Source organism: Maribacter aurantiacus (assembly GCF_005780245.1).
Lineage (GTDB): Bacteria > Bacteroidota > Bacteroidia > Flavobacteriales > Flavobacteriaceae > Maribacter > Maribacter flavus.
On the sequence record NZ_VBUK01000010.1, the window covers coordinates 97468 to 111407 of the forward strand.

The 13940-nt window shown below is 42.8% G+C and carries 15 protein-coding genes; 2 read left to right on the forward strand and 13 right to left on the reverse strand.

What is annotated here, in order from left to right; translation table 11 throughout:
* The first annotated feature begins 97 nt into the window (after nucleotides 1–97).
* Nucleotides 98–2548 carry a M14 family metallopeptidase gene (locus FEK29_RS14915; RefSeq protein ID WP_138259234.1) on the forward strand — a complete coding sequence of 817 codons (2451 nt, stop codon included), beginning with the start codon at nucleotides 98–100 and terminating at the stop codon, nucleotides 2546–2548.
* Between the two features lie 18 nt (nucleotides 2549–2566).
* Nucleotides 2567–2761 (forward strand): DUF4177 domain-containing protein, encoded by a 195-nt coding sequence (locus FEK29_RS14920; RefSeq protein WP_138259235.1) that lies wholly within the window; start codon nucleotides 2567–2569, stop codon nucleotides 2759–2761.
* 89 nt (nucleotides 2762–2850) lie between these two features.
* On the opposite strand, the gene rimO is transcribed toward FEK29_RS14920, so the two are convergent.
* From rimO to FEK29_RS14985, 13 genes are all read right to left on the reverse strand, one after another.
* Nucleotides 2851–4152, reverse strand: a complete 1302-nt coding sequence (gene rimO / locus FEK29_RS14925; protein ID WP_138259236.1) for a 30S ribosomal protein S12 methylthiotransferase RimO — start codon at nucleotides 4150–4152, stop codon at nucleotides 2851–2853.
* A 142-nt stretch (nucleotides 4153–4294) separates the two neighbouring features.
* Nucleotides 4295–5422, reverse strand: a complete 1128-nt coding sequence (locus tag FEK29_RS14930) for a DmpA family aminopeptidase (protein ID WP_205123423.1) — start codon at nucleotides 5420–5422, stop codon at nucleotides 4295–4297.
* A gap of 11 nt (nucleotides 5423–5433) precedes the next feature.
* Nucleotides 5434–7104, reverse strand: coding sequence for an amidase family protein (locus FEK29_RS14935; RefSeq protein ID WP_138259237.1), 1671 nt, complete (start codon nucleotides 7102–7104; stop codon nucleotides 5434–5436).
* A gap of 11 nt (nucleotides 7105–7115) precedes the next feature.
* The gene (locus FEK29_RS14940) at nucleotides 7116–7997 is read right to left on the reverse strand and encodes a DUF2911 domain-containing protein (RefSeq protein ID WP_240042765.1); all 882 of its coding nucleotides are present in this window, start codon (nucleotides 7995–7997) and stop codon (nucleotides 7116–7118) included.
* Nucleotides 7994–8956 carry a signal recognition particle-docking protein FtsY gene (ftsY, locus tag FEK29_RS14945; RefSeq protein ID WP_138259238.1) on the reverse strand — a complete coding sequence of 321 codons (963 nt, stop codon included), beginning with the start codon at nucleotides 8954–8956 and terminating at the stop codon, nucleotides 7994–7996. The genes FEK29_RS14940 and ftsY overlap by 4 nt, the downstream gene beginning before the upstream one ends.
* An 84-nt stretch (nucleotides 8957–9040) precedes the next feature.
* Nucleotides 9041–9193 (reverse strand): DUF4295 domain-containing protein, encoded by a 153-nt coding sequence (locus FEK29_RS14950; RefSeq protein WP_125224007.1) that lies wholly within the window; start codon nucleotides 9191–9193, stop codon nucleotides 9041–9043.
* Between the two features lie 7 nt (nucleotides 9194–9200).
* Nucleotides 9201–9383 (reverse strand): 50S ribosomal protein L33, encoded by a 183-nt coding sequence (gene rpmG / locus FEK29_RS14955; RefSeq protein WP_125224006.1) that lies wholly within the window; start codon nucleotides 9381–9383, stop codon nucleotides 9201–9203.
* A 19-nt stretch (nucleotides 9384–9402) separates the two neighbouring features.
* Nucleotides 9403–9639, reverse strand: a complete 237-nt coding sequence (gene rpmB, locus FEK29_RS14960) for a 50S ribosomal protein L28 (protein WP_138259239.1) — start codon at nucleotides 9637–9639, stop codon at nucleotides 9403–9405.
* 70 nt (nucleotides 9640–9709) lie between these two features.
* On the reverse strand, nucleotides 9710–10960 hold the full coding sequence (locus FEK29_RS14965) for a competence/damage-inducible protein A (protein ID WP_138259240.1): 1251 nt from the start codon (nucleotides 10958–10960) through the stop codon (nucleotides 9710–9712).
* A complete protein-coding gene (locus FEK29_RS14970; RefSeq protein WP_138259241.1) occupies nucleotides 10960–11298 on the reverse strand; it encodes an Hpt domain-containing protein in 339 nt (112 codons plus the stop codon). The genes FEK29_RS14965 and FEK29_RS14970 overlap by 1 nt, the downstream gene beginning before the upstream one ends.
* Nucleotides 11298–11909 carry a fumarylacetoacetate hydrolase family protein gene (locus FEK29_RS14975; protein ID WP_138259242.1) on the reverse strand — a complete coding sequence of 204 codons (612 nt, stop codon included), beginning with the start codon at nucleotides 11907–11909 and terminating at the stop codon, nucleotides 11298–11300. Before FEK29_RS14975 ends, FEK29_RS14970 begins: the two co-directional genes overlap by 1 nt.
* A 10-nt stretch (nucleotides 11910–11919) precedes the next feature.
* A complete protein-coding gene (locus FEK29_RS14980) occupies nucleotides 11920–12696 on the reverse strand; it encodes a 3'-5' exonuclease (protein ID WP_138259243.1) in 777 nt (258 codons plus the stop codon).
* 74 nt (nucleotides 12697–12770) lie between these two features.
* Complete coding sequence (locus tag FEK29_RS14985; RefSeq protein ID WP_161595366.1) at nucleotides 12771–13922, reverse strand: hypothetical protein; 1152 nt, start codon at nucleotides 13920–13922, stop codon at nucleotides 12771–12773.
* Nucleotides 13923–13940: the final 18 nt, after the last annotated feature.

The following is a 13940-nucleotide window of genomic DNA, read 5'->3' on the forward strand; positions in this document are numbered from 1 at the left end:
GAATAGCCCATATAATCGTCGAAAACCCCATTTCACATGATAAAAATTATCAATAATTTGGTAGCTTTGAGACTTTTGGACACTTTAGAAATACTATATGAAAAAATTAGTACACGCTCTTCTCTTTATCTTGCCCTTGGCGTTAATTGGCCAGCTGAAATCACCCTCGGAATTTTTAGGTTATGAATTGGGCACCCAATTCACCAGGCACCATCAAGTTGTGGACTATTATCAATATCTGGCCCAACAGGAACCCAAGCGGATGCAATTGATGCAGTATGGTGAGACCAACGAAAGAAGGCCCTTACTATTGGCCTACATTTCTACGGAACCCAATATGAAGAATTTAGAGGAAATCAGGAAAGCGCACCTGAACAATATTCATGGGGAAGCATCACCCAACAAGGCCATTGTCTGGTTAAGTTACAATGTTCATGGGAACGAAAGTGTAAGTACGGAGGCCTCTATGCAGACCATTTATGAACTATTGACCAGTAAGAAGGATTATCTGGAAGACCTTGTGATCATCATGGACCCGTGTATCAATCCAGATGGTAGGGACCGATACGTAAACTGGTACAACCAATATAAAAATTCGCCCTTCAATGTGGACCCAAACAGTAAGGAACACCATGAAGGTTGGTGGAGTGGCCGAAGCAATCACTATATGTTCGACCTCAACCGTGATTGGGCCTGGCTTACCCAAGTGGAGAGTCGGCATCGATTAAAACAGTACAATAAATGGCTGCCCCACGTACATGTCGATTTTCACGAACAGGGCGTGGACAATCCCTATTACTTTGCCCCGGCAGCGGAACCCTATCATGAGGTCATTACCGATTTCCAACGCGATTTTCAGGAAACCATAGGGAAAAACCACGCCAAGTATTTTGATGCCAACGGGTGGTTCTATTTCACCAAAGAAAGGTTTGACCTCCTCTACCCTAGTTATGGAGATACGTACCCAACCTACAATGGCGGTATTGGAATGACCTATGAACAAGGCGGAAGCGGCAGGGCCGGTCTGGGAATCATCAATCGAATTGGCGACACACTTACGCTCAAGGACCGTATTGCACATCACCACACTACCGGACTATCGACTGTGGAGGTAGCCAGCAAAAATGTGGAAAAGTTGAACACGGAATTCAGAAAGTTTTATAGCCAAAAGAATTTTACCCATCAGAATTTTATTCTCAATGGAAATCCGGATAAGCTGGAAGCACTGACCAATTTATTAGATCATCACCAAATAAAATACGATAAAGGGACCAATTCAAGCTACAAGGGATTCCATTATGCCACCTCTAAATCCGGCACCCTTAGGGCATCGGAAAACAGCCTAATAGTTTCAACGGACCAGACCAGGGGAACCTTGGCCAAGGTCCTGTTCGAGCCCAACGCAAAATTGAGCGACTCCGTAACCTATGACATTACCGCGTGGTCCTTGCCCTATGCATATGGTCTGGATGCCCTTGCTACGGAAGGCAATGTTCAGAAAACTGCCTACCAACCATCCAACAGCACCTATGGAATAAGCGATACCAATAGCTATGGGTATCTAGCGGATTGGAACAGTATGAAGGATGCGAAATTCCTGGCGGAACTTCTAAACCATAAAATACGGGTACGATATGCCCAAAAACCCTTTAGTTTGGATGGAGTAAATTATGACCGTGGAAGTTTGATCATAATAAGTGCCGATAATAAGAATGTTCCGGATTTTACACAAATACTAGACCGAGCCTCCAAAAAATTTGCAAAAAGTCTAACCCCCGCCAATACAGGATTTGTGGAAACTGGAAAGGATTTTGGATCAAGTTATGTTGAAGTGCTACAAGAACTAAAAATTGCCGTTTTGTCCGGTGAGCCAACATCCACCCTTCGGTTTGGAGAAATCTGGCACTTTTTTGAGCAACAGCTCAATTATCCCATTACCGTATTGGACGAAAGCTATTTTAACCGGGTGGACATATCTAAATATGACATACTCATTTTACCCGACGGCTGGGGGTACTATAGCTTTATTACCGAGAAAGTGGCCCAAAAAATCAAGGACTGGGTAAGCAACGGTGGAAAATTGATTGCCATGGGCGGTGCTGTGGACGGACTGGCAAAACAAAAAGGATTTGGGGTCAAGGAAAAGGAATACCAACGGGACAGTACCGTGAACCTTCAGGCATTCGACACTTCGGAGCGGGAGTATATCAAATCCACCATTTCGGGCGCTATTTTTAAGACTACGGTCGATACGACGAACCCTTTGGCCTATGGATATGAGGAACCTTATTTCACACTAAAGCTTGGTGATCGCTCATACGAGTATCTGGATGGTGGAAACGCCGTGTATCTAGCCGAAGGCCAGAACGTACCAGTTTCCGGTTTTGCAGGTAGCGAGGCCAAGAAGAAAATTGCCGAAACCCTGATTTTTGGAACGGAACGAATGGGAAGGGGTCATGTAATCTACATGATAGACAACCCGCTGTTCCGAGGTTTTTGGGAAAACGGTAAATTATTTTTCGCCAATGCCCTCTTTATGGTCAATTAGTCTAAAATCAATACTGTTATGGCCGATTATAAGGTAGAGACCCTCATCTATTACAGCAAAATTACACTGGATACGAAACACATCGTAAAATCCTCCCAAAAGGAAATCCAGGAAAAACTGGATGCCTATTCAAAAGACGGTTGGAAGTTGACCTCCACGGATGCCGTTAGTTTTGGGGCGGCGATTTATATTTATCTGTATTTCGAGAAATAATATACTTCTTACCAGTTAACCTCTCGATTGCGCTCGAAGAAACAGGGAATGGAAATAAATTAAAATATGTCAATATCTATTTTCTATTGTCAAGCGAGCTCCCCGTACAGATCAAAATCGGCCGCATCGGTTATTTTAAGGTCTACGAATTCACCTTGTTTTAGATAGTGTTTAGTAGCATCTACCAAGACTTCGTTATCCACATCCGGTGAATCGAACTCGGTCCTGCCCACAAAATAGTTGCCTTCCTTTCTGTCGATAATGCATCGGAAGGTCCGTCCTATTTTTTCCTGGTTCAATTCCCACGAGATTTGGGACTGTATCTCCATAATTGTATTGGCACGTTCCTGCTTCACTTCTTCGGGAACATCATCCACCAAATTGTAGGCATGGGTATTTTCCTCATGGCTATAGGTAAAACAGCCCAACCGCTCGAACCTCATTTCCTCGACCCATGACTTTAGGGTTTCAAAATCGGCTTCCGTCTCGCCTGGATACCCAACGATCAACGTAGTACGGATGGCCATTTCGGGTACCGCTTCCCTAAAATCCTTTAGTAATTGTGTGGTTTTTTCCTTGGTAGTTCCCCTGCGCATACTTTTAAGGATGCTATCGGAAATATGCTGCAACGGAATATCCAAATAGTTGCAGATCTTGGGTTCCTCTCGCATCACCTCCAGAACATCCATGGGAAATCCCGTTGGAAAGGCATAGTGTAACCGTATCCATTCAATACCTTCAACCTTGACCAACTGCCGCAATAGTTCTGCCAGGTTTCTTTTCTTGTAGAGGTCTAACCCATAATAGGTAAGGTCCTGGGCTATAAGAATCAATTCCTTTACGCCTTTACTGGCAAGTTTTTCCGCTTCCGTGACGAGTTCCTCGATCGGTTTGCTTTTATGTTTGCCGCGCATTAGGGGTATGGCACAAAAGGAACAGGGCCTATCGCACCCTTCCGCAATTTTTAAATAAGCATAATTTTTAGGCGTTGTGGTCAAACGTTCGCCAATAAGCTCGTGCTTATAGTCCGCCCCCAAAGCCTTTAAAAGATTGGGAAGTTCACTGGTTCCAAAGTATTCGTCCACATTGGGTATTTCCTCCTGTAAATCTGGCTTGTAACGTTCGCTCAAGCATCCGGTCACAAAAACCTTGTCTACCAAGCCTTCTTCCTTTTTTTGGACGTATTCCAAAATGGTATTTACGCTTTCCTGTTTGGCATTGGCGATGAATCCGCAGGTATTAATGACCACCACATTGCCTTCCTCCTCGTGTACCACTTCTTTGTCATTGGCACGTAATTGGCCCATAAGTACCTCAGAATCGTAGACATTTTTGCTACATCCCAAAGTTACTACATTGATTTTATGCTTCTTTAGCGTCTTTGTCCGCATGACCTATCTTACTTTATCCCTTTTTTACAAGGCGGGTGCAAAAGTACGATTTGGAATGTTAAAAATGGGCTTTAACCAACTATTTCTTCGGATTTTAGATGTACCCAAAGTCCGTGAAAAAATTGAATGGCAACTTTTCCTATTACTCAATTTTCCGATACTTCTTAAGTATTGGCAACACCTCACCCAACGGCAAGGCTTCTATTTGATGTCCGTCCCTTCCGGTCATGGTACTGGCCAAAAATAAGGAATTCAGTATGGCTTCTTCCGTTGCCTCGATGGCGGCCAAAAACAAGGGTGACATTTCATCGTTTCGCAACAATTCCATGGTATTAAACCTACGATTACTGGTATGGGCTATCCTCACAGCCTCATTGGTGGAAACCGCCATGACATAATCCCCACTTCCATTGGAGGCGATACCACCGGTTTTCGCCAATCCCATCATACCTCTTTTGGCCAAACGCTCCAGGTTTCTGGCGTCGAGTGGGGCATCGGTCATAATGACAATCATACAGGAACCATCGGCATCGTTCATAATTTTGTCCCGATATGGATATGTATTCAGTTCCTTCCCAACAGGTGCGCCATTGATTTCCAACACGCCGCCAAAATTCGTTTGCACCAAAACCCCAACGGTGAATCCGCCCAAGGATTTTGGAAGTACCCTTGAAGAAGTCCCAATTCCGCCTTTATATCCAAAACAAATCGTTCCTGTGCCGGCACCCACATTTCCCTCCTTAACCGGGCCGGAAGATGCGTTTCTTATGGCACTCATTACGTGTTCCCGTTGTACATGTCTGCCTCGAATGTCGTTCAGCCAACCGTCATTTGTTTCCCCTACTACCGAATTTACGGAGCGCACGTCTTCATTGCCGGGTAAATCCAAGGTATAGGAAATCAAGGTCTCGGAGGCTGTAGGAACGCTCAACGTATTGGTCAAGATGATCGGGGTTTCAATAGTCCCCAATTCCTTTACCTGAGTATAGCCTGCCAATTTTCCAAAACCATTGCCAATGTAAATCGCCGCGGGAACCTTTGATTGGAAGATGCTCCCGGAATGGGGTAGAATGGCCGTAACTCCGGTCCTTATATTTTCACCTTCCACCAGGGTTTCGTGCCCCACTGAAACTCCTTCAACATCCGTAATGGCATTGAATTTTCCGGTTTTCAAGACCCCGATATAGATTCCGTAATCCCGTATTCGTTTCTGTCCATTCATGATGCCGACTTGAATTAGAAAAAGTAGTATAAAAATCCTGAGGTTCATAAAACGCCTGTTTATTGATAATCCTTGGGCATTTTCCTTTTTGGAAACGATGTTTCAAAAGCTTTTCCAATCCGCAGCAAATGTGCCTCTGAGAAAGGCTTACCAATAAAGGTAAGGCCAATGGGTTCCCCACTTGATTTATACCCCATGGGTATGGTCAAGGCCGGGTATTTTGCCACGGCCGCATATCCCGCGTGGTAATTGTTGATGGATAAAATAGCATCAAGATTATGTGCATCCATCGCCATGTCAAAAAAAGTCCGTCCACTATTTTCCAATTTGGCCTTAATTTCCTCCAAACCTTCCGCCGTGGTGGAGTCGGCCAAAATACCCTCAAACAGCTCCTGACCGTAGGGAATTCGGGTCAGGGAATCGGTATTGTTAAAAACAACTGCATCGGCAACGGAAGATATTTTTACAGATTCAGGGTTCGAATACGCCTTTAAGTATTCAGGTAAGTCATTACGCATGTCAATGTTAAGAATGCTCAAAAAACCATCCATATCCACCTCAGGCGGCGTAAATTCAACAATATGGGCCCCAGCCGATTTTAACGCTTCAATAGTTTCCTTATAAATGCTGTCCCGTTCCATCAAAGGTACCATGGCGCCAAGACGCATAACGGAAAAATCTTCCGGCTGTAGACCGGCCGAAAGTATCCCGGGAAATTCTTCTCTGACAGATTTTGTATCCGATGTATCAAATCCCAACATGGCCGATAACAATATCCAATTATCGACTACATTTTTGGTCATGGGACCCGGGGTATCCAAGGTACTTGAGATAGGAACAATTCCGGATCTGCTTAAAAGTCCGATCGTAGGTTTTAAACCGACGACCGAATTTTGACTGCTTGGCGAGAGGATAGAGCCCGAAGTTTCCGTTCCTACGGCTGCAACCGCATAATTTGCGGCCACCGAAGTACCACTTCCCGAGCTGGAACCACCTGTTTCAAATATCCTTCTTCCATACGGGTTCAAGGTCTGCCCACCCACGGCACTATACCCCACGGGACAGCCGCTACACAGGAAATAGGCCCATTCACTGAGATTTACTTTCCCTAAAATCAAGGCACCGTTTTCCTTTAAACGTTGAACTATAAACGAATCAGCTACCTCATTATCCATCAGCGCGATACTGCCCGCAGTGGTTTTCATCCCGGTCGTATTGATGTTGTCCTTTAACAGGATGGGCATCCCGAAAATAGGATGTCGAACTACGGGGAGAGTCCCCTTTTTCTTTTGTTCGTCCAATTTTCGAGCTTCCGCCACAACCTCTTTATTCAGTGCAATTACCGTGTTCAGGGTTGTTTCATTGTTCAACTCGTATTTATAAATCCGATAGAGATAGAACAACACCAGCTTTTCGTAAGACAGGGCATTGGCATCAATGTGTTTCTGGATACTGAAAATATCCTGCTCCAATATCAAAGGCTTCAAGGCCCCATACTCGGTTTCCGTCATTTTGGAAACCTCATGATATAGGGGTAGAAAAACATCGTTCTTGTCCAGCACTTTGGATTGGATGAGTTTGTAGCGCATTCTGGATATCCCATGGTCCGCATTTGCAGCCACTTCGGCGGAATCATTGTAGGGCTCCCACAGTACTATATCCTTCTGTACCGACTCATTTTTACACGATAAGAGAAGTCCAATAACAAAGAGCATACTTAATTTCTTCATAACATTACTTTTCAATTATTCTTCAGTTCTTCTTGCCAGACCTTGATATCCTTCTCATTGAGCCGCACAAATTCATCCTTATTTTCCTTTTCGGCTAATTGAATTGATTTTTTGGTGGATTCAATGGCGGCCGCATAATCGCCCAAATCACCTTCAACCAGGGCCTTTACCCTATAAAAATAATAGGTTTCCCCATGCATTTGCAAGGCCTTTTCCAAATAGGTTAAAGCATCAAAAAGGCGTATTCCTTGCTCCTGGTAATAGCGGGCAATCTCATAATAGGTTTGGGCAGATGGATTGTCCTGTAACTTCTGCTGAATTTGCTTTTCCATCATGGACATGGTATCAAAGGAAATGGAAACTTGAACTTTTGTGCTGGCCCAGTGAATTATCAATTGGGCAGCGTCATGCTGAAGTTCATCAAAATATAGCAATAGATTTTCCTGAAAAGCCAAGGTTTTAAGGGGAATAACAGAAACCCTCAATGCATCTTCCTCCGGATTATAATTATCCCTTCCGTCCCCCCAATGTGAGGTGTTTTTATGGAAAACGATTTCCCATTGGTCTTCATAGGGGAAGATATAAAGCGCATAGGTTCCTTTGGACAAGTGTTTACCTTCTATTTTGACATCGGAATCAAAACTTATTTTTGTGGATTCATTGGCACCCACGCGCCAAATTCGACCAAAGGGAACCAAAGCTGGTATTCCATCCGCCTGAATACCAAAGACTTTTCTATTTCTGGCAGCCGGTCTGGAGTATTCCAAAGAAATCTTTGAGAGGCCCACTACCTGTTCTGTTTTGGTAAATGGACTTGCTTTAGGGTGTGGCATCTGTGACCAAGTAATCGTGGTCCATAGCGATATAAGAACAAATAACCCTACTACTTTCAATTATTGATATTAAAAAAGGAGTCCACAAATTCATATTTGTTGAAAACCTGAAGATCTTCCATGCCCTCTCCTACCCCAATATATTTTACGGGAATCTTAAATTGGTCCGAAATACCAATGACGACACCTCCTTTTGCCGTACCATCCAATTTTGTGACGGCCAAAGAAGTTACTTCGGTAGCTTTTGTAAATTGCTTGGCCTGCTCAAACGCATTTTGGCCGGTGGAACCGTCCAATACCAAGAGTACTTCATGCGGGGTATTCTCCACCACTTTTTGCATGACCCTTTTTACCTTGCTAAGTTCGTTCATCAAATTGACCTTGTTGTGCAACCTTCCTGCCGTATCGATGATGACGACGTCCGCATCCTGCTTTACGGCAGAGCTAAGGGTGTCAAAAGCGACCGATGCGGGGTCACTTCCCATTTGTTGTTTTACAATGGGTACCTCTACGCGATCGGCCCAAACCTGCAATTGGTCTATAGCGGCCGCCCTGAATGTATCTGCCGCACCCAACACTACCTTAAGTCCCTGTTTTTTAAATTGATAGGCCAATTTTCCAATGGTAGTGGTCTTACCAACCCCATTGACGCCCACGACCATGATCACATAAGGTTTTTTATCCGATGGAATATGAACTTCAGAGTCCTCACCGGAATGTGTCTCAGAAAGCAATCCGGCAATTTCCTCCCTTAAAATCGTATTAAGTTCATCAGTGCCCATGTATTTATCCTTGGCGACCCGGGCCTCGATTCGTTCAATAATTTTTAAGGTTGTATTTACCCCCACATCCGAAGTCACCAACACTTCCTCAAGATTGTCCAATACGTCATCATCTACCCTGGATTTACCTGCAACGGCCTTTCCTAATTTGGTAAAGAAACTGGTTTTTGTCTTTTCCAGTCCCTTGTCCAAGGTTTCCTTCTTTTCGGAAGAAAAAATCTTTTTAAATAAGCTCATCTTGTATGCAATAGATTATCAAATATAAAAATTAAAAAGCCCCTTTCGTAGGGAAAGGGGCTTTTAAAACTTTTCAAAAGTTGGTTATTTTTTATCCAACCACTCATTGACCATTTCAGGGGCCATAACCGATTCAACAAAAACGTAGGCACCACTTTTTGGTGACTTAACCATTTTAATGGCTTTTGTCAATCTTTTTGAACTTGTCTGTAAACTTGCTACCGTCTTCTTTGCCATGGCCTACTTATTTAATTTCTTTATGAACTGTCATACGCTTCAAGATAGGATTGAATTTTTTAATCTCTAATCTCTCAGGAGTATTTTTTTTGTTTTTTGTAGTAACATATCTAGAAGTTCCAGGTTTTCCGGACTCCTTGTGCTCGGTGCACTCTAAAATTACCTGTATTCTATTACCTTTCTTTGCCATTATACTCTATAATTATAGGTTACTTTACCAACCCATTAGCTTTTGCATCCTTCAAAACGGCAGAGATACCTTTCTTGTTGATAAGTTTTACCGCTCTTGCGGAAACTTTCAAAGTAACCCATCGGTCTTCCTCCGGAATGTAAAATCTTTTTTTGGAAAGATTTACATCAAACCTTCTTTTCGTCTTATTGATGGAGAAGGAAACATTATTACCTACCATCGCCTTCTTTCCCGTAATTTCACAAACTTTTGACATTATGCCGAATTTTTTCTTTTAAACAGGGTGCAAATTTATATCATTTTTATCTTTCAGCCAACAATACAACTCACATTTTTATAATTTCTTTTTGAAGCAACTCAAGTGCTTTGTTTACAGACTTTTGCACTATCCTTTCCCGTTGGCTTCCCATGGTGAATTTAAGGGCAAAAACATGGGTGGGCGATGCAATACCAATGTAGACTGTTCCAACATTGGCATCTGAGTCACCTTTTGTGGGACCGGCATTGCCCGTAGTTGCAATAGCAAAATCAGTATCCAACAACTTTTTAACGCCTTGCGCCATGGCCATGGCCACTTGCTCGCTCACGACGGAATAGGTATCCACCAATGCTTGGGGTACGCCTAATACGTTCACTTTTGTCTCCGTGGCATAACTGACCACGCTCCCTTTAAAATAGGCCGAAGCTCCCGGTATGGCCGTAAGATGACTGGCGATGGTCCCTCCTGTAAAACTTTCGGCAGTGGACAAAGTCAATCCTTTCTCGATCAACAGTTTAGAAATTGTCTCTTCCAGCTCCTCGTCCTCTTCAGAGCCTAGAATGATATCTCCTATCAATGGAAATAGTTTCTGTGATTCCAATTCTATGGCACTTGAAAGGATTGAATAGTCCGTCCCTTTGGCGGTAAGCCGCAACCGTACCTTACCCAAACTGGGCAAGTAGGCCAATTTGACGAAATTTGGAAGGTTATTTTCCCATTCCTCTATTATTTGGGCAATGGCGCTCTCTCCCATTCCGTAGGTATGAATGGTTTTATGGATGATATGCGGTCTATCGTAGAACCTGACCAACTCTGGAACCACTACTTCCTTTATGAGGTGTTTCATCTCAAAAGGAACCCCTGGCAGCGAAATAAAGGTAGTCCCATCCTCATAGAACCACATGCCGGGAGCCGTTCCGTTTTCATTGTGCAAAACTTTTGCCTTGCTGGGAACCCAGGCCTGCTTTCTGTTCAAATCTGAAATTGGGGTATTGGAAATATACTTGGCGAACAGGTTTTCAACATGTGCCAGAACCTTTTTGTCCTCTACAAGTTCGTCATTGAAAAATTCACAGAAGGTATGCTTGGTGATATCGTCTTTGGTAGGGCCCAACCCCCCGGTAACGATGACGATGTCCGCATGGGCCTTGGATTCCACCAAAGCCTGTAGTATGTGTTCGCGATCATCCTGAACCGAAGTAATCTGGTATACGGAAATACCAATTTTATTGAGTTCCTTGGCAATGAACGCCGAATTGGTATCAATAATCTGACCAATGAGTATTTCATCGCCAATGGTAATGATATCAGCGAACATTAGAGCTCAAAGTCGTTTTTTAACTCCCCGATGACCTGATGGATATCGGTTTTAAGAATAGGAAAGGTTTTTTCAATAGCTTCCCATGGAGCACTTTGTTTCGCTAGGGTCTCCACTTCCAGAGCTGCGGCCCTAGTCTGCTCCATACCCAACAAATCCACATTGGGCTTTATCTTATGGGCCAGTTGGTAGGTCCTTTCATAATCCCGCTCCTGTATAGCGGCTTCAAGTCCCTCCAAATCCTCGGGGACCTCGTCCAAAAAAACAGAAATGACGGATAGTATAAATTCCTGGTCCCCATCTGCCATCTCGTTGATCTTGTCCAAACTATATATCATTATCTTATTTTGACGTTAAAAAGTTCCGCTTCTTCCAAGTAACCTGTAAGGTAGTCATTTGCACTTACTTTGCCAACTCCGGCAGGTGTTCCCGTGAAAATAACATCTCCCTTTTTCAGCATAAAGAACGTGGACACATAGGATATTATTTCGTCTATTTTCCACAACATCAGCGAGGTATTTCCCTTTTGAACGGCCTCCCCGTTCTTCAACAAACTAAAATTTAGGTTGTTCAGGTCCTTAAAGTTGGATTTTGGCATCCATTCACCAATGACGGCAGCACCATCAAAACCTTTGGCCTTTTCCCAGGGCAAGCCTTTATCCTTCAATTTTGACTGTAGGTCCCTTGCGGTAAAATCGATTCCTAAACCTATTTCATCGTAATAGGTTCCCGCGAATTCCTCCTTGATATGTTTCCCTACGCGCTTTATCTTGACCAACACCTCCACTTCGTAATGTACATCGTCTGAAAATTCCGGTATATAAAAGTCCTGCTCTTTGGGAAGTACTGCGGAATCCGGTTTAATAAAAATGACGGGCTCCGTAGGTTTTTCGTTTTTGAGTTCCTCGATGTGCTCGGTGTAATTTCTACCGATACAGATTATCTTCATAATTATTCTACTAACTAAGCTTATTGTTGAGTTTGCTCAACTTTATCTGGGTAAGAATCTTTTTGGTGTACAGGGGAAAATCGGCATTTAGAATCCACCCGAAATATCCTGGCTCCTTATCGAGCACATCATGGACTTTTCTTCCCTTATGCTTTCCAAAGGAAAAAATTTCATCGCCTTCCTCGTCCAACGCAATAAAACCGGCAAAGTCCACGAACTGCTTCCTTTTGGAGAATTCAGAAAGCTTTTTAATGTTGTTTTCAAGATCTGGGTAACGCTCCAGTTGGGAAAGCAATACTTCATAGGTTGCGGTTGTATCGGCCTCCGCACTATGGGCATCGGTAAGGTCCTTATCGCAATAGAACTTATAAGCTGCCTCCAAGGTCCTTTTCTCCTTTTTGTGGAATATAGTCTGCACATCTACCGAAACGGTGTTCTTCATATCAAAATCGATATCGGCCCTCAAAAGCTCCTCTGCCAATAAGGGAATATCGAATCTATCGGAATTAAAACCGGCCAGATCACTGTCCTTTATCATGCGATGAATATCCTTGGACAATTGTTTAAATGTAGGTTCATTGGCCACCTTTTCGTTTGAAATGCCATGGATGGCTACTACATCTTCAGGAATTTCCATTTCCGGATTTACCAACCAGGTCCTGCTTTCCTTATTGCCATTGGGAAAAACCTTCAGTATGGATATCTCCACGATCCGATCCTTGGCCACATTGGTTCCGGTAGTTTCCAAATCAAAAAAACAAATAGGTCTGGTAAGCTTTAGCTCCATGAATTCCAATTTATGGCAAATATAGGTTTTAAGAGTTAGGCCCTAGAATGCCCGTCACCTCTTTTTTATAAAATTTATAGTCTATTGTTGATAATATTATTGAACGCAGAACCGAAAGTATAGCTTATTCCCACCCTAAAACCAAGTTCAAAATCCGTAGCAATCTGTTTTTGTTGTAGTAAAACATCCTCAATGGAAGCATCGCCTGCAGGCAAATTGATTTGATCACGGATTACTTCAAAATTACCAGAAAAGGTGACACCTAGACCTTTGAATATACGAACGGAAAGTCTTGAAAATAATTGAATTCTATTTTTATTAAAATCCTTTATGAAAGTCGAACCCCTTAATCTTGTGAAAATATTACCCCATGGTTGACGATATCTAAGTTGAACATCCAAAGAGTGGTCTAATACACCTTCGCTATCTTTCTCAAAAATAGTTGTATCAATATAGTTATTGTAAAAGTAGCCGATACGATATGCGAAAACCAGTTCCCGTTGTAAAACCTCACGATAAGGAAAAATATTATACTCTATTGCCGGGCGTATATAAGTAAAAAGATTTTGATTCGTAAAAGTATTGTGACGTGCACCTGCGAAAATACCCGCCGACCAGTGATCTGTCAAGCTTCTAACTATACTACCATCTGCAGAATAACGAAGCCTATCACTAGTGAACGTTTCATTATTCTGCTCAAACTTGCTCGTGGCCTGGTTTAGTTCCAAATCCGCACGAATTCTCCATTTTTCAGTTACCCTATCACTCTCAAATCCGACTTCATATTCGAACTCATTCCTACTGGACTCCTTAGAGAGCTCAGCTTCACCATAAATTTCAAAAATCCAATTGTTCCATGGATCTTCAACACTCATCTGCTCTATTGTACTGTTACCCTTGCTATTTATGGAATATGTAATTTCATAGGCCAAATCAGATTCTAGAAGATATTTAAGCAAACCCAGTTTTATTTTGGCTACCAAACCTTTCCTTATCTCATCCGGGGTCATATTGGGAGTGGTTTCATAAGAAATCTCACCTTGAATTTCGGTATAGTTTTGTGCTCCTTTAAAATCCAATAAATAAGTCCGCCCTCCGCTTCCGTTGCCAACATCATAGATAAACAATTGTACGTTTGCCAAGGATTGATCCCTGACATGGTCAACGAATGGAATTTCCTGCCTTACATAGTTTCTATCACAATTACAATCAATGAAAAGCCTCATTTGAGTCTCTTCCTTCTT

Excerpts from the sequence above, each read along its gene's own strand:
- FEK29_RS14970 (WP_138259241.1), bottom strand. The coding sequence starts at position 11,298 with ATGATATATAGTTTGGACAAGATCAACGAGATGGCAGATGGGGACCAG.
- FEK29_RS14965 (WP_138259240.1), bottom strand. The coding sequence starts at position 10,960 with ATGTTCGCTGATATCATTACCATTGGCGATGAAATACTCATTGGTCAG.
- ftsY (WP_138259238.1), bottom strand. The coding sequence starts at position 8,956 with ATGAGCTTATTTAAAAAGATTTTTTCTTCCGAAAAGAAGGAAACCTTG.
- FEK29_RS14950 (WP_125224007.1), bottom strand. The coding sequence starts at position 9,193 with ATGGCAAAGAAGACGGTAGCAAGTTTACAGACAAGTTCAAAAAGATTG.
- FEK29_RS14915 (WP_138259234.1), top strand. The coding sequence starts at position 98 with ATGAAAAAATTAGTACACGCTCTTCTCTTTATCTTGCCCTTGGCGTTA.
- rpmB (WP_138259239.1), bottom strand. The coding sequence starts at position 9,639 with ATGTCAAAAGTTTGTGAAATTACGGGAAAGAAGGCGATGGTAGGTAAT.
- FEK29_RS14985 (WP_161595366.1), bottom strand. The coding sequence starts at position 13,922 with ATGAGGCTTTTCATTGATTGTAATTGTGATAGAAACTATGTAAGGCAG.
- FEK29_RS14975 (WP_138259242.1), bottom strand. The coding sequence starts at position 11,909 with ATGAAGATAATCTGTATCGGTAGAAATTACACCGAGCACATCGAGGAA.
- FEK29_RS14930 (WP_205123423.1), bottom strand. The coding sequence starts at position 5,422 with ATGAACCTCAGGATTTTTATACTACTTTTTCTAATTCAAGTCGGCATC.
- FEK29_RS14920 (WP_138259235.1), top strand. The coding sequence starts at position 2,567 with ATGGCCGATTATAAGGTAGAGACCCTCATCTATTACAGCAAAATTACA.
- rimO (WP_138259236.1), bottom strand. The coding sequence starts at position 4,152 with ATGCGGACAAAGACGCTAAAGAAGCATAAAATCAATGTAGTAACTTTG.
- FEK29_RS14980 (WP_138259243.1), bottom strand. The coding sequence starts at position 12,696 with ATGGAGCTAAAGCTTACCAGACCTATTTGTTTTTTTGATTTGGAAACT.
- FEK29_RS14935 (WP_138259237.1), bottom strand. The coding sequence starts at position 7,104 with ATGAAGAAATTAAGTATGCTCTTTGTTATTGGACTTCTCTTATCGTGT.
- rpmG (WP_125224006.1), bottom strand. The coding sequence starts at position 9,383 with ATGGCAAAGAAAGGTAATAGAATACAGGTAATTTTAGAGTGCACCGAG.